Below are 18,793 nucleotides of genomic sequence, written 5' to 3' on the forward strand. Positions count from 1 at the left end.
TGTCCAGTCGCGGCCGTACAATATGAAGCTGAATTCATATTTCTAAATATAGTTAAGTAAAACTGAATTGGAGACCCCATGCTGCCCGACACCCGCCAGGGCGAGGCGCTGCTCGCCATCGTCGACACCGGCAGTTTCGAGCAGGCCGCCGCGCTGCTGCACATCTCGCCGTCCGCCATCTCGCAGCGGGTGGCGGCGCTCGAGGCGGCGGCCGGCGCGCCCCTGCTGGTGCGCAGCCGCCCCTGCCGCCCGACCGCCGCCGGCCAGCGCCTGGTCAGCTACCTGCGCCGAAGCAGGCTGCTGGAGGAGGAATACCTGGCCGACCTGGCCGACCAGGAGGGGCGGCCGCTGAGCGTGCCGCTGGCGGTCAACAACGACACGCTGGCCACCTGGCTGCTGCCGGAGCTGACGCCCTTCCTGGCGCGCGAAAACCTGCTGCTCGACATCGCGCTGGACGACCAGGACCACACCTACAACCTGCTCGAGCGCGGCGTGGCGCTGGCCGCCGTGTCGACGGAGGCGCAGCCCATGCGCGGCTGCACCGTCCAGCCGCTGGGGGTGATGCGCTACCGCATGCTGGCCTCGCCCGCCTTCGCCGCGCGCTGGTTTCCCGGCGGCCTGTCGCGCGAGGCGGCGCGCAAGGCGCCCCTGCTGGTGTTCGACCGCAAGGACATGCTGCAGGCCGTCTTCCTGCAGCGCGAACTCGGCCTGCCGCCCGGCAGCTATCCCTGCCACTACATCCCGTCCAGCGACGCCTTCCTGAACGCGATCCTGCTGGGCCTGGGCTACGGCATGTCGCCGGAACAGCAATACGGCGGCCTGCTGGAACAGGCCACCCTGCTGGACGTGGCGCCGGGGCGGCACATCGACGTCGCGCTGCACTGGCACAGCTGGCGCGTGCAGTCGCCCAAGCTGGAGCGCCTGAGCGCGGAGGTGATCGCCGCGGCCCGGCGGCGCCTGACGCAGGCCCCCACACCGTAGCGCGCGGCGCTTGCCGCTCCGCGGGCGCTCACGTAAAGTGTCTTAAGTGGAAAGATTGTCCATGGCATACACCTGCGTCTGGAGAAGAGTTGAGCGAATTGACACACGCGCGCCTGCCGGCCGCGCCGAACGGCCGCCACGGCGGCCTGAGCTTCCTCGCCTCGCCCGGCGAAATGGGGCGGCGCATCGCCGAGTACGACTGGACCGACACGCCGCTGGGCGACCTGCGCGCCTGGCCGCAAAGCCTGCGCACGGCGGTCAGCCTGATGCTCAACTCCAGCCATCCGATGTGGATAGGCTGGGGCCCGGAGGCCACCTTCCTCTACAACGACGCCTACATCGACGTGCTCAGCGTGGCCAAGCACCCGCACGCGCTGGGCCGCCCGGCCGCCCACGTGTGGTCGGAGATCTGGGACTTCTGTGGCCCGCTGGCGGACAAGGTGTTCCGCCACGCCGAGGCCACCTTCGTCGACGACGTGCAGCTGTTCATGCACCGCGGCAACTGGCTGGAGGAGACCTGGTATTCCTTCTCCTACAGCCCCATCGTCGACGAGTCCGGCGGCGTGGGCGGGCTGTTCTGCCCCTCCACCAACGCCACCTCCAGCAACCTGAACACGCGCCGGCTGGCGACGCTGTCGGCGCTGTCCGCGTCCGCGCTGCGCGAGGACAGCGTGGCCGGCGCCTGCGACAAGGCGATGCAGACCATCGCCCGCAACCCGCAGGACATGCCGTTCGCGCTGCTGTACCTGATCGACGACGACGGCGGCCACGCGCGGCTGCGGCAGGCCGCGCACGTGCCGGCCGGCGGCGACGTGGCGCCCGCCAGCCTGCCGCTGGCCGGCGACGGGGCGCCCCCGCGCTGGCCGGTGCGCCAGGTGTGCGCCGACGGCGCCAGCCGCGTGCTGGCGGTGGGCGACCTGGACGCGCTGCCGCTGGGACTGGCGCACCAGCGCGTCACGCAGGCGCTGGCGCTGCCGCTGGCCATGCCGGGCCAGGAGCGGCCACTGGGCGTGCTGGTGCTGGGCGTGAGCCCGGCCTGCCGGCTGGACGGCGAATACCGCACCTTCTTCGAACTGGTGGCCGGCCAGGTGGCGGCCGCCTTGCAGAACGCCATGGGCGCCGAGGCCCAGCGCCAGCGGGCCGACATGCTGGCCGAACTGGACCGGGCCAAGACCGCCTTCTTCTCCAACGTCAGCCACGAGTTCCGCACGCCGCTGACGCTGATGCTGGGGCCGATCGAGGACGTGCTGTCCGACGAGGGCTGGCTGCCGGACGCCCAGCGCGAGCGGCTGGAACTGGCGCACCGCAACGCGCTGCGGCTGCAGCGGCTGGTCAACACGCTGCTCGACTTCTCGCGCGTGCAGGCCGGGCGCATGCAGGCCGCCTACGCGCGGGTGGACCTGGGCGCGCTGACGCGCGACCTGGCCAGCGGTTTCCGCTCCATCGTCGAGGGCGCCGGCCTGGCGCTGGAGGTGCGCTGCGCGCCGCTGTCCACGCCGGCCTACGTGGACCCCGCGCTGTGGGAAAAGATCGTGCTCAACCTGCTGTCGAACGCGTTCAAGTTCACCTTCGAGGGCGGCATCCGCGTCACGCTGGAACAGGTGGGCGGCGACGCCGTGCTGCGGGTGGCCGACACCGGCGGCGGCATCGCGGCCGAGCACCTGGAACACGTCTTCGAGCGTTTCCGCCGCGTGGACGGCGCGCGCTCGCGCACCCACGAGGGCACCGGCATCGGCCTGGCGCTGGTGCGCGACCTGGTGGAGCTGCACCAGGGCGGCATCCGCGTCGACAGCGAGTTGGGCAAGGGCAGCCGCTTCACCGTGACCGTGCCGCTGGGACGCGCCCATCTGCGCGATGAACAACTGACCCAGGCGGACCGGCCGGCCGGCGGCGTGGCGGCCGGCGCCACGCTGCGCAGCTACACCGCCGAGGCGCTGCGCTGGCTGCCGGAGCGGGACGCCGCGCCGGCGCCGGGGGCCGGCGCCGGACCGGAGGCCGCGGACATGGCGGCCGCCACCGCCGTCACGGCCGCCGCGCTGGCCACCGCCAGCACGCTGGCGCAGACCGCGCACGTGCTGGTGGCCGACGACAACGCCGACATGCGCGCCTATCTGCACCGCCTGCTGCGCGAGCGCTGGAGCGTGGGCGTGGCGGCCAACGGCCGGGCCGCGCTGGAGGCGGCGCGCGCGCAGCCGCCGGACCTGATCATCTCCGACGTGATGATGCCGGAGCTGGACGGCTTCGGCCTGCTGGCGGCGGTGCGCGCCGACCCCGCGCTGCGCGACACGCCGGTGCTGCTGCTGTCGGCCCGCGCCGGCGAGGAGGCGCGCATCGAGGGCCTGACCGCGGGCGCGGACGACTACCTGGTCAAGCCCTTCTCGGCCAAGGAGCTGCTGACCCGCGTGGACTCGCAGCTGATGCGCCACCGCATGCGCCAGGTCGAGAGCGCGCACGCCAGCCGCATGGCGGCCGTGTTCCGGCAGGCGCCGATGGCCATCGCCATCCTGCGCGGCCCGGCGCTGGTGTTCGAGTTGCTGAACCAGCGCTTCGAGGAGCTGGTGGGCGGGCGCGAGGCCATGGGCCTGCCGTTCCGGCAAGCCTTCCCCGACCTGGACGGCCAGGGCATGATCGAGGAGCTGGAGCGGGTGTACGCCAGCGGCCAGGCCCGCACCGGCAGCGCGCGCCGCGTCCTGCTGGCGCGCGGGCCGGATGGCGCCCAACAGGAATGCTATTTCGATTATGTGCACCAGCCCATCCTCAACGGCGCCGGCGTGGTCGACCGCGTGGCCATCGTGGCCTTCGAGGTGAGCGAACTGGTGCGCGCGCGCCGCGCGGCCGAGGTGGCCAACCGCGCCAAGGACGAATTCCTGGCCATGCTGGGGCATGAACTGCGCAATCCCCTGTCGCCCATCCTGATCGCGCTGGAGCTGATGCAACTCAAAGGCCTGGGCAACGCGGAGCGCGAGCACGCGGTGATCGAGCGCCAGGCGCGGCACCTGGTGCGGCTGGTGGACGACCTGCTCGACGTGGCCCGCATCGCGCAGGGCAAGATCGCGCTGCGGCCCGAGCGCGTGGAACTGGGCGCGCTGCTGGCGCAGGCGGTGGAAACGGTCGGCCCGCTGATGGAGGCGCGCCAGCACAGTCTGCGGCTGGACGTGGCCGCGGCCGGTCTGCCGGTGGACGCGGACCCGGTGCGCTTCACGCAGGTGCTGTCCAACCTGTTGACCAACGCGGCCAAGTACACCAATCGCGGCGGAACCATACGGGTGGCCGCGGCGGTCGAGGACGGCGAGGTGGCGCTGCGGATACAAGACAACGGCATCGGCATCGCCCCCGACATGCTGCCGCGCCTGTTCGACATGTTCGTGCAGGAGCGCCAGGCGCTGGACCGCTCGCAGGGCGGGCTGGGACTGGGCCTGGCCATCGTGCGCAGCCTGGTTGAGTTGCACGGCGGCACGGTGCGCGCCAGCAGCGCCGGGCTGGGCCAGGGCAGCGTGTTCGAGCTGCGGCTGCCGCTGGCTGGCGGGCCCTCCGGCGCGGCGTCGCTCGCGGCGCCGGCGGCGCAGCCGGGGCGCGCGGCCCGCGCGGCCCCGCCAGCGAACGGCGCGGCCGCGCCGGTGGGCGCGCCGTCCGCCGGCGGCGTCCCGCGACGCCGCGTGATGCTGGTGGACGACAACGTGGACATGCTCGAGTCCCTGCGCGAGCTGCTGGAACTACAAGGCCACGACGTGTACGCGCTGGCCGACCCCGCCAGCGCGCTGTCGCTGGCCCGCAGCATCCGTCCCGACCTGGCCATCCTCGACATCGGCCTGCCCGGCATGGACGGCTACGAACTGGCGGCCGAACTGCGGCGCCAGCCGGCGCTGGCCGGCACCCGGCTGGTGGCCCTGTCCGGCTACGGCCAGCAGGCCGACCGCCAGCGCTCGTCGGCGGCCGGCTTCAGCCGCCACCTCGTCAAGCCGGTCGATCCCGCGCAGTTGCGGGCGCTGCTGGAAGACGCCGCCGCCGGCTAGCGCGAGTAATAGGAACAGGTGTATTTGCGCAGGCCGTCGACCTGGTTGGTGTACACCGAGCGGCCCTCGTAGAAACTGGGGCAGGCCGCGTACCAGATCGTGCTCTGGTTGCCGAAATAGGTGGTGTAGCTGGCGCCCGGCGCCAGCCCGGCGGCCTGGCCGAACTGGCACACCGGGCCGGAGGAAAAGCACCAGTGCACCATGACCGCGGCGCCGCAATTGCTGCGGAACACCAGGCCGCCGTCGTTGGTGGCGCTGCCCGAGACGCAGATCAGGTCGCGCCAGCTGCGCGGCCCGATGGCCTTGATCGTCTCGATCGCCATTTCCCGGCCGAAATCGGCGTCGCTGATCGGCGACGGCGCGTCGGCGCACAGGCGCGGAATGCGGCGCCACAGCGAACCCAGGAAGCGGCCCGCGCGCCCGCGCCGCGCGAGGGCGGCTCCATCCTGATGTCGTTCTCATCCCGGCTCCCTTTTCGGCGCAAAGCCGGGGTAGTATGAATATAAAATAAACAACACAATACGGCTGTGGAAACTGTGCGGAAATACCACGCCGGGGTTCGCTTGCGGCCAGTGGGGATTTGCCGCACTATCCGTTGACAAAACCTTCAGACGAGGCAAGCGTGTCCACCACTCCCGACCTGTCCAGATTGAAGATAGAGCGCGGCCCCGCGCAGGCGCCGGCCCGGGGCCGCAAGTGGATCAGGATCGGCGCGGCCCTGCTGGCGCTGGCCCTGGCCGGCGTCCTCGTCGCCAGGCAGTTCGGCGGCGCCGCAAGCGTGGAGACGGTGACGGTGTCGCTGGCTTACCCGTCGCAGGACTACACGCTGCTCAACGCCACCGGCTACGTGGTGGCGCAGCGCAAGGCGGCGCTGGCGTCCAAGGCCACCGGGCGGCTGGAGTGGCTGGGCGTGCTGGAGGGCTCGCGCGTGAAGCGGGACGAGGTGGTGGCGCGCCTGGAAAGCCGCGACGTGGCGGCCGCGCTGGGCCAGGCCCAGGCCAACGTCAAGGTGGCGCAGGCCAACCTGGAACAGGGCCAGGCCGAGTTGGCGGACGCGCAGCGGGCCTACCAGCGCGCCAGCGAGCTGTTGGCGCAGAAGTTCATCGCGGCGGCCAGCCACGACGCGGCGCTGGCGCGCTACAACAAGGCCAGGGCCGCCATCGCGGCGCAGCGCGCGGCCATCGCCGCGGCCCGCGCCGGCGCGCAGTCGGCCCAGGTGGCGCTGGACCAGACCTCGATCCGCGCGCCCTTCGACGGCGTGATCCTCACCAAGAACGCCAACGTGGGCGACAACATCACCCCCTTCTCCTCCGCCGCCGACAGCAAGGGCGCGGTGGTGACCATCGCGGACATGGACACGCTGGAGGTGGAGGCGGACGTGTCGGAGTCGTCGCTGGCGAAGATCCGCGCCGACCAGCCGGCCGAGATCCAGCTGGACGCCTTCCCCGAACTGCGCCTGGCCGGCGTGGTCTCGCGCATGGTGCCGACAGTGGACCGCGGCAAGGCCACCCTGCTGGTGAAGGTGCGCTTCCTGGAGCGCGACCCGCGCGTGCTGCCGGACATGAGCGCGAAGGTGGCCTTCCTGTCCAAGCCCGTGCCGGCGGCGGACAAGGCGCCGGTGACGGCCGTGCAGCCGGCGGCCATCGCCACGCGCGACGGCAAGGCGGCGCTGCTGGTGGTCGATGGCGGCAAGCTGCGCCAGGTGGCGGTGACGCCGGGACGCAAGGTGGGGGAGTTGGTGGAGGTGCGGGGCGCGCGGCCGGGCGACCAGGTGGTGCTCCATCCCGGTCCCGACCTGCGGGACGGCCAGCCGGTGACGGTCGCCAAGAAATGAACGGCGAAATGAAAGAAGGAGTGCGAGGAGAATCGGACCAAAGCGCGGCCGACGGCGCCGGCGCGCCCGCGCTGGTGCGCATCGAGCACCTGGTCAAGTCCTACCGGCGCGGCGGCCAGATCGTGCCGGTGCTGACCGACATCTCGCTGGAGATAAGGGCCGGCGACTTCACCGCGCTGATGGGCCCCTCCGGCTCCGGCAAGAGCACCCTGCTCAACCTGATCGCCGGCATCGACAAGCCGGACGCCGGCCTGCTGCGCGTGGACGGCCTCGATATCGCGGCCATGTCGGAGACCGACCTGGCGCACTGGCGCGCCGCCAACGTGGGCTTCATCTTCCAGTTCTACAACCTGATGCCGGTGCTGTCGGCCTACGAGAACGTGGAGCTGCCGCTGCTGCTCACGTCCTTGTCGCGGCGCGAGCGCAGGGAGCGCGTCGAGCTGACGCTGGCCATGGTGGGCCTGTCCGACCGCATGGACCACACGCCGAACGAGCTGTCCGGCGGCCAGCAGCAGCGCGTGGCGATCGCGCGCGCCATCGTCGCCGATCCCACGCTGATCGTGGCCGACGAGCCGACCGGGGACCTGGACCGCCAGTCCGCCGCCGACGTGCTGGCGCTGCTGAACCAGTTGAACCGGGAGCTGGGCAAGACCATCATCATGGTCACGCACGACGCCCACGCGGCGGCGCGGGCGCGCACGCTGATCCACCTGGAAAAAGGCGAGCTGATCGCCGAGCCGCGGGGCTAGCATGCAGCTGCTCAAGCTGATCGCCAGGAACCCCCTGCGCCACAAGCTGCGCACGGCGCTGACGGTGCTCGGCCTGGTGGTGGCCACGCTCTCCTTCGGCCTGCTGCAAACAGTGGTCCACGCGTGGTACGCCGGCGCCGAGGGCGCGTCCGCCACCACCTTGGTCACGCGCAACGCCACCTCGCTGGTGTTCCCGCTGCCGCTGGCCTACCAGGCCCGCATCCGCGCCGTGGAGGGCGTGTCCGGCGTGGGCTACGCCAACTGGTTCGGCGGCGTCTACAAGGACCCGAAGAACTTCTTCGCGCAATTCGCCATCTCCGGCGCCAGCTACCTGGACATCTACCCCGACTACCTGCTGGGCGAGGCCGAGCGCGCCGCCTTCCTGCGCGACCGCAAGGGCGCCATCGTCGGCCGCAAGCTGGCCGACCAGTACGGCCTCAAGGTGGGCGACGCGCTGCCGCTGCGCGGCACCATCTACCCCGGCCAATGGGAATTCGTGGTGCGCGGCATCTACGAGGGACGGCGGCCCGACACCAACACCGCCACCATGTTCTTCCACTGGGACTATGTGAACGAGGGATTGAGGAAGATCTCTCCGCGCCGCGCCAACCAGGTCGGCGTGTACGTGGTGCGGATCGCGCGCGCGGAGGACGCGGCCGCGGTCTCCGGCGCCATCGACCGGCAGTTCCGCAACTCGCTGGCCGAGACGCTGACCGAGACCGAGAAGGCCTTCCAGCTCGGCTTCGTGTCCATGTCCGAGGCCATCGTGGTGGCGGTGCGGGCGGTGTCCTACGTCGTCATCGTGATCATCATGGCGGTGATGGCCAACACCATGGCCATGAGCGCGCGCGAGCGGCTGTCGGAGTACGCGACGCTGAAGGCGCTGGGCTTCGGCCCCGGCTACCTGGCCGCGCTGATCTTCGGCGAATCGCTGCTGCTGGCGCTGGCCGGCGGCCTGCTCGGCATCGCGCTGCTGTTCCCGCTGACGGCCGCCGTCGGCGCGGCCATGGGCACCATGTTCCCCGTGTTCCAGGTGGCGCCGGCCACCCTGCCGCTGCAGGTGCTGGCCGCGCTGCTGATCGGCGTGGTGGCCGGCATCGCGCCCACGCTGCGCGCGGTGAACGTGAACATCGTCGACGGCCTGCGGAGCATAGGCTGATGCGCATCCCCCTGGCCTACATCGCGCGCAACCTGTGGGCGCGGCGCCTGACCACCACCTTGACCGCCGCCGGCCTGGCGCTGGTGGTGTTCGTGTTCGCCACCGTGCTGATGCTGGACGAGGGCCTGCGCACCACCTTGGTCACCACCGGCGAGTACGACAACGTGATGGTGATACGCCGCTCGGCCGAGAGCGAGGTGCAAAGCGGCATAGACCGGGCGCAGGCCGCCATCGTGGCCAGCCATCCCGCCATCGCGCCGGGCCCGGACGGCCAGGCCATGCTGTCGAAGGAGACGGTTGTGCTGATCTCGCTGAACAAGCGCGGCTCGGACAAGCCGTCCAACGTGGTGATCCGCGGCGTGAGCCAGCGCGGCCTGACGCTGCGGCCGCAGGTGCGGCTGGTGGCCGGACGCATGTTCCGGCCCGGCGCGTCCGAGATCATCGCCGGCGCCAGCATCGCGCGGCGCTTCTCGGGCGCCGGCATCGGCGAGAAGCTGCGCTTCGGCCAGCGCGAATGGACCGTGGTCGGCCTGTTCGACGCCGGCAACAGCGGCTTCGATTCCGAGATCTGGGGCGACGCCGACCAGCTGATGCAGGCCTTCCGGCGCAACGGCTTCTCGTCCATGGTGCTGCGGCTGGGCGGCGCCGCCGGGTTCGACGCGTTCAAGCGCGCCATCGAATCGGACCCGCGGCTGACGCTGGAAGCCAAGCGCGAGCAAACCTTTTATTCGGACCAGTCGAAGGCGTTGTCGACCTTCATCAGCATCCTCGGCCTGACCCTGTCCATCATCTTCTCGATCGGCGCGACGATCGGGGCGGCCATCACCATGTACGCCTCGGTGGCCAACCGCACCGCCGAGATCGGCACGCTGCGCGCGCTGGGCTACCAGCGGCGCAACATCCTGGCCGCCTTCCTGGCCGAGTCCATGCTGCTGGCGCTGGCGGGCGGCGCGGCGGGGCTGCTGTTCGCGTCGTTCATGCAGTTCCTGTCCTTCTCCACCACCAATTTCCAGTCCTTCTCCGAACTGGCGTTCGGCTTCAAGCTCAATGGCGCCATCGTCGTCAAGACGCTGCTATTCTCGCTGCTGATGGGCGTCGTCGGCGGCTTCCTGCCCGCCCTGCGCGCCGCCCGCATGCGGATCGTGGACGCGCTGCGGGCCGCGTGATCCTCGCTCAAGCGATCGATCCGGGCTATATTTCTCCCTCCATCGCGGAACCATTCGTGCGCACGGTTGTCTAGAGCACGCACGGCTGCGCAAGTTTGACCGACCGGCAAAAACTCGTGCTACACTTTCTTTCCAGCAAACCCGCGTCCCCCATGCCCATGCGATCCGCCGCCGCCAGTCGTACCGTCCTGCACGCCCTGCGGCAGGCGTTGTGCCGCCTGGCGTGCCTGCTGCTGGCCGTGACGCTGGCCGCGCCGGCCATGGCGGCCGAGGAGCGCAAGGTGCTGGTGCTGTATTCGCTCGGCTCGGACTCGGCCTCCGTGTGGCAAGCCATGGTGCACAAGGGCCTGTACGATGAACTGGGCAAGAAGACCTGGGGCGAGCCGCCCAGCATCTTCGAGGAGCGCTTCGACGCGATCCGGGTGGGCGACAAGCCCTCGCTGGACAGCATGGGCCCCTACCTGAAGACCAAATACGCCGAGGTCAAGCTGGACGCGGTGGTCACCGAGAACTACCTGGCCGCCACCTTCCTGCACAGCCATCCCGAGCTGTTCCCCGGCGTGCCGCGCTATTACGTCAACCACGGCCGCAAGAACTGGCGCCCGAAGGACGGCGAGGCGCTGGAGGTGGTGCCCGACTATGTGCGCATGCTGGGCGTGATCACGCGCGTGGCGCCGCACACGCGGCGCGTGGTGGTGGTGGGCGACCGCTCGCCGCGGGTGCAGGAGTGGATCGCCGGCGCGCGCGACGCGGCCCGCCCCTACGGCAAGATCCTCACCGTGGACTACTGGGACAACCAGAGCTTCGACGAGTTGTACCGCCGCGCGGCCCTGCTCAGCGGCGACACCGCCATCCTGATGTTCGCCACCTACGGCGACAACACCGGCGCCAAGGGCTTGCCGGCCGTGGTGGCGCGCAAGCTGGCCGCGGTGGCGCAGGTGCCGGTGTTCACCCACGTGGAATCGCTGGTGCTGCCCGGGATCGCGGGCGGCTATGTGCTCAGCGGCGAGAACATCGGCCGCGTGATCGCCAACGTGCTGCAGGGACAGCGCCCCGACTTGGGCGCCGTGCAGCGCTACGTGTTCGACTTCCCCACCGCCGAGCGCCACCAGTTGCGCCACATACCGCCCGGCGCGGTGCTGCTGAACCGGCCGCAGGGCGTGTGGGAGCTGTACCGCTGGCAGATCATCCTGGGCCTGACCCTGATCGTGATGGAGGGCGTGCTGATCACGGCGCTGGTGATGGCGCTGCGCTCGCGCCGCCGCACCATGACCGCGCTGAACGACGAGCGCAACAACCTGGAGGACCGCGTGCTGCAGCGCACGCTGGAGCTGCTGATGGCCAACAACAAGCTGGAGCAGCTGGCCACCACCGACCCGCTGACCGGCATCGCCAACCGGCGCAAGATGACGGAGCAGATTTCCAAGGAGCTGGAGCGGGCGCGCCGCTTCCGCCATCCGCTGTCGCTGCTGATGGTGGACATCGACCACTTCAAGCGCATCAACGACACCTACGGCCACGACATCGGCGACCGCGCCATCGTGGCCGTGGCCAGCATGCTGGCCTCCTCCATGCGCAGCATCGACATGGTGGCGCGCTTCGGCGGCGAGGAGTTCGTGCTGCTGATGCCGGAGACCGACATCGACGTGGCCGGCAACGCCGCCGAGCGCCTGCGCGACGCGGCGGCGCGCCTGCGGATCGAAGTGGACGGGGGCTTGAAAATCACGCTGACGATCAGCATCGGCGTGGCCGCGACGCGGCCGCAGGAGGCGCCGGATTCGCCGTCCTCGCTGCTGATGCGGGCGGACAAGGCGCTGTACCGCGCCAAGAACGAGGGCCGCGACCGGGTGGTGCTGGCCACGGCCTGATGCGTCCGATAGGGGACAGACCCGCGATCCAAGTCCCATGCCTTTGCCGGGACCTGTGGCGCGGACGGTCTGTCCCCGGTTTCAGGCCGGCGATTATTCCGCGTCCGGCTGCGCGGACGGATGGGCGGCCTGGAACGCCGGCAACGCCGCGCAGTTGGCGTCCACGCGCGCGATGTTCGGATAGGATTCCAGGTCCAGCCCGAAGCGCCGCGCGTTGAACACCTGCGGCACCAGGCAGCAGTCGGCCATGCTCGGCGTGTCGCCGTGGCAGAAGCGGCCGGTGGCCACGTCGCGCGCCAGATGCTCCTCCACCGTCGCCAGTCCCAGGCCCATCCAGTGGCGCAGCCATTCCAGCTTGGCCTCCTCGTCCAGCTTCAGCGTGTGCACCAGGTACTTCAGCACGCGCAGGTTGCCCAGCGGGTGGGTGTCGCAGGCGATGTCCATGGCCAGGCCGCGCACGCGGGCGCGGCCCGCCGCGTCGGCCGGCAGCAGCGGCACCAGCGGATGCCGCTCCTCCAGGTATTCCATGATGGCCAGCGACTGCGTCACCGTGGTGTCGCCGTCCTCCAGCGCCGGCAGCAGCGCGCCGGGATTCACGGCCCGGAAGGCCGCGCCCAACTGCTCGCCGCCGTCGCGCAGCAGGTGCACCGGCACCGCCTCGTACGGCAGCGCCTTCAGGTTGAGCGCGATGCGGACGCGGTAGGCGGCCGAACTGCGGAAATAGGTGTATAGCCTCATCAGCCCTTCTCCCGGTAATGCGCCACGGTCTGGTCGATGGCGCCGAAGATGCTGGCGCCGCGCTCGTCCAGCATCTCGATGCGCACGCTGTCGCCGAACTTCAGGTAGCCGGTCGCCGGCTGGCCGCCCTCGATGGTCTCGTACATGCGCACCTCGGCCAGGCAGCAGTAGCCCACGCCGCCGTTGGCGATGCTGGAGCCGTGCAGGCCGCCCTGCTTGTTGGACACCGTGCCCGAGCCGATGATGGTGCCGGCGCACAGTTCGCGCGTGCGGGCGGCGTGCGCCACCAGTTGCGCGAAGCTGAAGGTCATGTCCTCGCCGGCGTTCGGCTTGCCGAAGGGCTGGTGGTTCAGGGTGACGGTGAGCGGCAAGTGCAGCTTGCCGCCGGTCCAGTGCGCGCCCAGTTCGTCCGGCGTCACCGCCACCGGCGAGAAGGCGCTGGCCGGCTTGGAGTTGAAGAAGCCGAAACCCTTGGCCAGCTCGTTCGGAATCAGGTTGCGCAGCGAGACGTCGTTGACCAGCATGACCAGGCGGATCGCCTTGGCCGCGTCGGCGTCGCTGGCGCCCATCTTGACGTCGCCCGTGACCACGGCCACTTCCGCCTCCAGGTCGATGCCCCACTCCTCGCTGAGCGCGTAGATGCGGTCGCGCGGGCCGACGAAGCTGTCCGAACCGCCCTGGTACATCAGCGGGTCGGTGTAGAAGGAGGCCGGCACCTCGGCGTTGCGGGCCTTGCGCACCAGCTCCACGTGGTTGATGTAGGCCGAGCCGTCGGCCCACTGGTAGGCGCGCGGCAGCGGCGAGTGGCACTGGCTTTCGTCGAAGGGCCTGGCCTCGGCCGCCCCGCCGTCGTTCAGCGCCTGGTACAGCGCGGCCAGTTGCGGCGCGGCGAAGTCCCAGTTGTCCAGCGCGGCCTGCAGGGTGGGGGCGACCATGGCGGCGCTCAGGTAGCGGGTCAGGTCTCGGCTGACGACGATCAGGGCGCCGTCGCGGCTGCCGTTTTTCAAGGTGGCGAGTTTCATGCGGGATCCTTCGGTGGAGTGTGTGCCGATATTAGAATCCAGAATGAGATATCATACAAACGGTATTTTCCAATCGATTTATCAGATTTCCTCATGAGTCCAACCCTGCGCCAGATGCGCGCCCTGGTCGCCATCGCCAAGAGCGGCAGCTTCACGCTGGCCGCCGAGACCCTGCACGTGACGCAATCGGCGCTCAGCGGCCAGATCAAGGAGCTGGAGCAATTGCTGGGCGTGAAAGTACTGGAGCGCAACACGCGGCGCGCGCAGCTGTCCGAGATCGGGCGCGAGCTCTATCCGCTGTTCGACAAGATGATCCAGGACCTGGACGGCGCCATGGCCGACATCGCCAACCGCAAGGCGCTGAAAAAAGGCCTGGTGCGGGTGGCCGCGCCGCAGATGATGGCGTGCACGCTGCTGCCGGAGGTGATGGCCGCCTACCGCGGGGCGCACCCGGAGGTGCAGGTGAAGCTGGTCGACTGCCCGGTGGAGAACGTGTCCGGCCGCGTGTTCAGCGGCGAGGTCGACTTCGGCATCGGGCCCGAGCGGGACCCTGCGGCCGAGATCGCCGCGCAACTATTGTTCGAGATGCCCTTCGTGCTGGTGTTCCCCGGCGGGCATCCGCTGGAGCGGCAGGAACGGGTGACCTGGGCCGACGTGGAGCGCTACCCGCTGATCGCGCTGGAGGGCCAGTTCACCGAGCGGCTGCTGCGCGACGTGCCGCTCAAGCCCTACAACGAGGTGACCTTCATGACGACGGCGCTGGCCATGGTCAATGCCAACCTCGGCGTGACGGCCTGCATCCCGTACGCGGCGCCCATGGTCAAGCTCTACGGACTGCGCATGCGGCCGCTGCAAGAGCCCGAGCTCACGCGGCGCTTCTTCCTCTACACCAAGAGCGCCCGCTCGCTCTCCCCCGCCGCGCAGAGCTTCGCCGACTTCCTGTTCCAGTTCGTTTCGCAACACGAGTGGCGGACGCCGCCCTCACTCGCCTTATAATTCCTCCTTTTGCTCGGGACGCGGCATGTCGGCCAACACCATCGAAATCAACCGGCGGATGGACAAGTTCGATGGACACCAGCAGGTGTGGGTGTTCGGTTACGGTTCACTGATCTACAAGGCGGACTTCCCCTACCTGGAACGCCGCCCGGCCCATATCCAGGGCTGGGCGCGGCGCTTCTGGCAGGGCTCGCACGACCACCGCGGCACGCCCGACGCGCCGGGCCGGGTGGTGACCATCATTCCCCAGACGGGCGCCGTCTGCCACGGCATGGCCTACCTGATCGCCCCGGAGGTGTTCGAGCACCTGGACTACCGGGAAAAGAACGGCTACCTGCGGGTGGTGGTGGACATCGGCATGGAGGATGGCGACCGCGGCGTGGCGGAGGGCGTGGTCTATATCGCGCGGGAGGACAACGCGGCCTACCTGGGCGCGGCCAGCGAGGAGGAGATCGCCCACCACATCGCCCGCTCCGCCGGCCCCAGCGGCCCCAACAGCGACTACCTGATGCAGCTCGCCATCAGCCTGCGCGAAATGGGCAAGCACGATCCGCACGTGTTCGCCATCGAGCAGTTCCTCGTGGACCTCATCAACAGCGGCGAAATCTGAGTAGCCCCCGGTCTAGAACAAATCCATCTGCCCCGCCGACGCGGCCGCCTTGGCCTTCGCGCCCATGGGGGGCACCACCAGCGGGCGCTTGAAGGCGGAGGCGTCCAGCTGGCGGAAACGGGTGCCGCGCTTTTCCATGCCGAAGCGGCGGATGGCCTTCTCGGCGCGCTGGCGCACCAGGTCCGCCCACACGCCCTCGCCGCTCATGCGCTTGCCGAAGTCGCTGTCGTAGTCCTTGCCGCCCCGCATGTCGCGCACGCGGTTCATCACGCGCTGCGCGCGCTCCGGGAAATGCGCCTCCAGCCACTGCTGGAACAGCGGACTCACCTCCCACGGCAGCCTGAGGATGATGTAGTTGGCGTTCAGCGCCCCCGCCTCGAAGGCCGCCTCGATCACCCGCTCCAGGTCCGGCTCGGTGATGAAGGGAATCACGGGCGCGACGCTGACGCCGACCGGGATGCCGGCCTCGCTCAGCGTGCGTATCGTGCGCAGCCGCCGCGCCGGGCTGGCCGCGCGCGGCTCCAGCGTGCGCGCGATGGCCGGGTCCAGCGTGGTGATGGTGATGGCCACCGAGGCCTGCCGCCTGGCAGCCATCCCGGCCAGCAGGTCGATGTCGCGCTCGATCAGCGAGGACTTGGTGATCAGCCCCACCGGATGCCCGCACTCGTGCAGCACCTCCAGTATCCGCCGCGTCAGCCCCAGGCCCCGCTCGCAGGGCTGGTAGGCGTCGGTGTTGACGCCCAGCGCGATCGACTCGGGCACATAGGACGGCCGGGCCAGCTCCTGGCGCAGCAATTCCGGCGCGTTCACCTTGGCGAAGATGCGGCTTTCGAAATCCATGCCGGGCGACAGCCCCAGGTAGCTGTGCGTGGGCCGCGCGAAGCAGTAAATGCAGCCGTGCTCGCAGCCGCGATACGGGTTCAGCGACACGTTGAAGGGGATGTCCGGCGAGCTGTTGCGCGTCAGGATGCTTTTGGCGATCTCGTCGGTGATGTGGGTCTTGAACACGCGCGGCCCGCCATCGCCGTCCCCGTCCTCGCTGCCCCAGCCATCGTCGAATTGCTCCCTGCCGTGCACCTCGTAGCGCCCCTGCAGATTGGACACCGCGCCGCGGCCCTTTTGCGCGCGCAGCGGCGCCGGCGGGAGCATGGGCTGGCCTTCAATATCGTCGTCCTGCATGACAACCTCGCATACTGTATATATATCCAGTATTTTAGGCCGTTTGGGGCGTCTTCGCAACACCGCCAACAACAATTGCTATCGGAAAGAATTTTCCCCGTATAGGCAGCGCATAATCACCCGAAAGGTCACTTTTTTTTTCCATCCACCTTGGGAAGTCGCTATGCTGAAAAACCTGAAAATCGCCAGCCGCCTGGGAATGGGCTTTGGCTGCGTCGTCCTCCTGTTGTTGATCCTGTCCGTCGTCAGTGTGCAGCGGCTGGGCACGGTCAACGAGAGCACGCGCGTCATATATGAGGAGCACTACGCCAAGGTCGTGCTGCTGAACGAGGTGCTGAAGAACAGCATGGACAACGCCCGGCAAATGCGCAACATGCTGCTGTCCACCTCCGACGCCGAGGCGGACAGGTATAAGCAGCTGGTCGAGGCCAACCGCACCGAGAATGCCGCCGGCCTGGCCAAGGTCGAAAAACTGCTGAGCACCGACAAGGGCAAGCAGTTGTTCAAGGAGATCACCGACCGGCGCGCCGTGGTGTCGACCAGGTACGACGGGTTTTATGCGCTGGTCAAGAGCGACCGCAAGGCCGCGATCGAATACCTGAAGAACGACTTCGCGCCGGCCAACGACCTGTTCTGGCAATCGCTGGAGGCGCTGGCGAAAATGCAGGCCGAGTTGATGGACAAGGCGGCCGACGAGGCGTCCGCCACCTACGACTCGACCCGCACGCTGGTGATGTCGCTGGCCGGCGCCGCGATCGTCCTGTCGATCGCCATCGCCGCCTGGATCACGCTGAGCATCACCGGTCCGCTGAAGGTGGCGGTGCAGGTGGCCGAGGGGGTGGAGGGGGGCGACCTGTCGATGACGATCGACGACAGCGCCAAGGATGAAACCGGCCAGCTGCTGCGCGCCATGCGCAAGCTGGTCGCCAAGCTCAACCAGGTGATCTCCGGCCAGCAAAAGGCGGTGGAGGCGGCCAACCGCGGCAAGTTCGACGTGCGCATCGATCTGGGCGGCCTGCAGGGCTTCCAGAAGGACCTGGGCGAGGGGCTGAACCAGCTGATGGTGACCACCGGCGCCAGCATCGACGACGTGGTGCGCGTGATGGGCGCCCTGTCCGAGGGCGAACTGGACAAGACCATCACCAAGCAGTACGAGGGCGCGTTCGACGATCTGAAGAAATACGCCAACAACACCGTCGCCAAGCTGGGCCAGGTGATCGAGGGCCAGAAGCGCGTGGTGGAGGCGGCCAACCACGGCAACTTCGAGGCGCGCGTGGACCTGGGCGGGCTGCAGGGCTTCCAGAAGGAGCTGGGCGAGGGCCTGAACCGCCTGATGACCACCACCGGCGCCAGCATCTCCGACGTGGTGCGGGTGATGGGCGCGCTGGCCGAGGGCGACCTCACCAAGACCATCGACAAGCCGTACGAGGGCAGCTTCGGCGAACTGAAAGAGTACGCCAACAACACCGTGGGCAAGCTGCTGCAGGTGGTGACGGAGGTGAACGCCGGCGCCCATTCGCTGTCCAGCGCGTCCGAGGAGGTTAGCGCCACGGCGCAGGCGCTGTCGCAGGCCGCCAGCGAGCAGGCCGCCGGCGTCGAGGAGACCAGCGCCTCGATCGAGCAGATGACGTCGTCGATCGCGCAGAACACCGAGAACGCCAGGGCCACCGACGGCATGGCGGCCAAGGCCTCGCAGGAGGCCACCGAGGGCGGCGAGGCGGTCGACGCGACCGTGGCGGCGATGAAGCAGATCGCGCGCAAGATCGGCATCATCGACGACATCGCCTACCAGACCAACCTGCTGGCGCTGAACGCGGCCATCGAGGCGGCGCGCGCGGGCGAGCACGGCAAGGGCTTCGCGGTGGTGGCGGCCGAGGTGCGCAAGCTGGCCGAGCGCAGCCAGGTGGCGGCCCAGGAGATCGGCGAGGTGGCCACCAGCAGCGTGGAACTGGCCGAGCGCGCCGGCCTGCTGCTGGACCAGATGGTGCCCAACATCAAGAAAACCTCGGGACTGGTGCAGGAGATCGCCGCCGCCTCGGAGGAGCAGTCGGCCGGCGTGGCGCAGATCAATTCGGCCGTCAACCAGCTCAGCCAGACCACCCAGCAGAACGCCAGCAGTTCGGAGCAGCTGGCCGCGACCGCCGAGGAGATGAGCAGCCAGGCCGAGCAGCTGCAGCAGACCATGGGCTTCTTCAAGGTCCACACCGCGCCGCACCACGGCGCGCCGACGGCGCCGGTGCGCAAGCAGGCCGCCACCGGCCGGGCGTCCGTCCGCGGCAAGGAGGTGTACACCATGCGCGCCGTCATGCCGAACGACGTGGACGAGACCGACTTCGCCCGCTTCTAAACACGCTTCCAAGCCCGCTTCCGGGCCGGCTTCGGGCCCGCGCGCGCCGCCCCTCCCCGTCCCTTCCAGCCCCTGGTTCTCCGGCCCCGCGCGCCCCGCGCGGGGCCGGAGTTTCGTTGTGAGCCAGCTAA

General features: G+C 69.6%; 14 protein-coding genes. 10 read left to right on the forward strand and 4 right to left on the reverse strand.

All coding sequences use genetic code 11. From position 1 onward, the window contains the following. Positions 1-78 precede the first annotated feature (78 nt). Both BM436_RS15065 and BM436_RS15070 read left to right on the forward strand, forming a co-directional pair. Positions 79-981: a LysR family transcriptional regulator ArgP gene (locus BM436_RS15065; protein WP_093556345.1), complete on the forward strand. Its 903-nt coding sequence runs from the start codon at positions 79-81 to the stop codon at positions 979-981. Between the two features lie 89 nt (positions 982-1,070). Continuing rightward, positions 1,071-4,994 carry an ATP-binding protein gene (locus tag BM436_RS15070; RefSeq protein WP_218164861.1) on the forward strand — a complete coding sequence of 1,308 codons (3,924 nt, stop codon included), beginning with the start codon at positions 1,071-1,073 and terminating at the stop codon, positions 4,992-4,994. Here BM436_RS15070 and BM436_RS15075 read toward each other — a convergent pair. Beyond that, positions 4,991-5,317 carry a hypothetical protein gene (locus BM436_RS15075; protein ID WP_093556346.1) on the reverse strand — a complete coding sequence of 109 codons (327 nt, stop codon included), beginning with the start codon at positions 5,315-5,317 and terminating at the stop codon, positions 4,991-4,993. The two genes, BM436_RS15070 and BM436_RS15075, sit on opposite strands and share 4 nt — an antisense overlap. Before the next feature lie 299 nt (positions 5,318-5,616). On the opposite strand from BM436_RS15075, the gene BM436_RS15080 reads away from it, so the two are divergent. The 5 genes from BM436_RS15080 to BM436_RS15100 all read left to right on the forward strand — a co-directional run bounded on the left by BM436_RS15080 (position 5,617) and on the right by BM436_RS15100 (position 11,770). Next, positions 5,617-6,828, forward strand: coding sequence for an efflux RND transporter periplasmic adaptor subunit (locus BM436_RS15080; RefSeq protein WP_229490321.1), 1,212 nt, complete (start codon positions 5,617-5,619; stop codon positions 6,826-6,828). Between the two features lie 8 nt (positions 6,829-6,836). Continuing rightward, the gene (locus BM436_RS15085) at positions 6,837-7,577 is read left to right on the forward strand and encodes an ABC transporter ATP-binding protein (RefSeq protein WP_093556348.1); all 741 of its coding nucleotides are present in this window, start codon (positions 6,837-6,839) and stop codon (positions 7,575-7,577) included. Between the two features lies 1 nt (position 7,578). Beyond that, positions 7,579-8,736 carry an ABC transporter permease gene (locus BM436_RS15090; protein WP_093556349.1) on the forward strand — a complete coding sequence of 386 codons (1,158 nt, stop codon included), beginning with the start codon at positions 7,579-7,581 and terminating at the stop codon, positions 8,734-8,736. After that, positions 8,736-9,902 carry an ABC transporter permease gene (locus BM436_RS15095; protein WP_093556350.1) on the forward strand — a complete coding sequence of 389 codons (1,167 nt, stop codon included), beginning with the start codon at positions 8,736-8,738 and terminating at the stop codon, positions 9,900-9,902. The genes BM436_RS15090 and BM436_RS15095 overlap by 1 nt, the downstream gene beginning before the upstream one ends. A gap of 152 nt (positions 9,903-10,054) precedes the next feature. After that, a complete protein-coding gene (locus BM436_RS15100) occupies positions 10,055-11,770 on the forward strand; it encodes a diguanylate cyclase (RefSeq protein WP_229490323.1) in 1,716 nt (571 codons plus the stop codon). A 93-nt stretch (positions 11,771-11,863) separates the two neighbouring features. On the opposite strand, the gene maiA is transcribed toward BM436_RS15100, so the two are convergent. Together maiA and BM436_RS15110 are read right to left on the reverse strand one after the other, a co-directional pair. Then, positions 11,864-12,508 (reverse strand): maleylacetoacetate isomerase, encoded by a 645-nt coding sequence (gene maiA / locus BM436_RS15105; RefSeq protein WP_093556351.1) that lies wholly within the window; start codon positions 12,506-12,508, stop codon positions 11,864-11,866. Continuing rightward, a complete protein-coding gene (locus BM436_RS15110; RefSeq protein WP_093556352.1) occupies positions 12,508-13,530 on the reverse strand; it encodes a fumarylacetoacetate hydrolase family protein in 1,023 nt (340 codons plus the stop codon). Before BM436_RS15110 ends, maiA begins: the two co-directional genes overlap by 1 nt. Positions 13,531-13,623: 93 nt before the next feature. Here BM436_RS15110 and BM436_RS15115 point away from each other — a divergent pair, with 93 nt between their 5' ends. Then, a complete protein-coding gene (locus BM436_RS15115; protein ID WP_093556353.1) occupies positions 13,624-14,526 on the forward strand; it encodes a LysR family transcriptional regulator in 903 nt (300 codons plus the stop codon). Positions 14,527-14,551: 25 nt separating this feature from the next. Further along, complete coding sequence (locus BM436_RS15120; protein ID WP_093556354.1) at positions 14,552-15,136, forward strand: gamma-glutamylcyclotransferase; 585 nt, start codon at positions 14,552-14,554, stop codon at positions 15,134-15,136. A gap of 12 nt (positions 15,137-15,148) precedes the next feature. Here the strand turns inward: BM436_RS15120 and BM436_RS15125 are convergent, their stop codons facing one another. Further along, positions 15,149-16,315, reverse strand: coding sequence for a PA0069 family radical SAM protein (locus tag BM436_RS15125; protein WP_093556355.1), 1,167 nt, complete (start codon positions 16,313-16,315; stop codon positions 15,149-15,151). Positions 16,316-16,478: 163 nt separating this feature from the next. On the opposite strand from BM436_RS15125, the gene BM436_RS15130 reads away from it, so the two are divergent. Beyond that, complete coding sequence (locus BM436_RS15130; protein ID WP_177307209.1) at positions 16,479-18,662, forward strand: methyl-accepting chemotaxis protein; 2,184 nt, start codon at positions 16,479-16,481, stop codon at positions 18,660-18,662. Positions 18,663-18,793 lie beyond the last annotated feature (131 nt).

The organism is Pseudoduganella namucuonensis (assembly GCF_900116645.1).
Classification (GTDB): Bacteria; Pseudomonadota; Gammaproteobacteria; order Burkholderiales; family Burkholderiaceae_D; genus Rugamonas; species Rugamonas namucuonensis.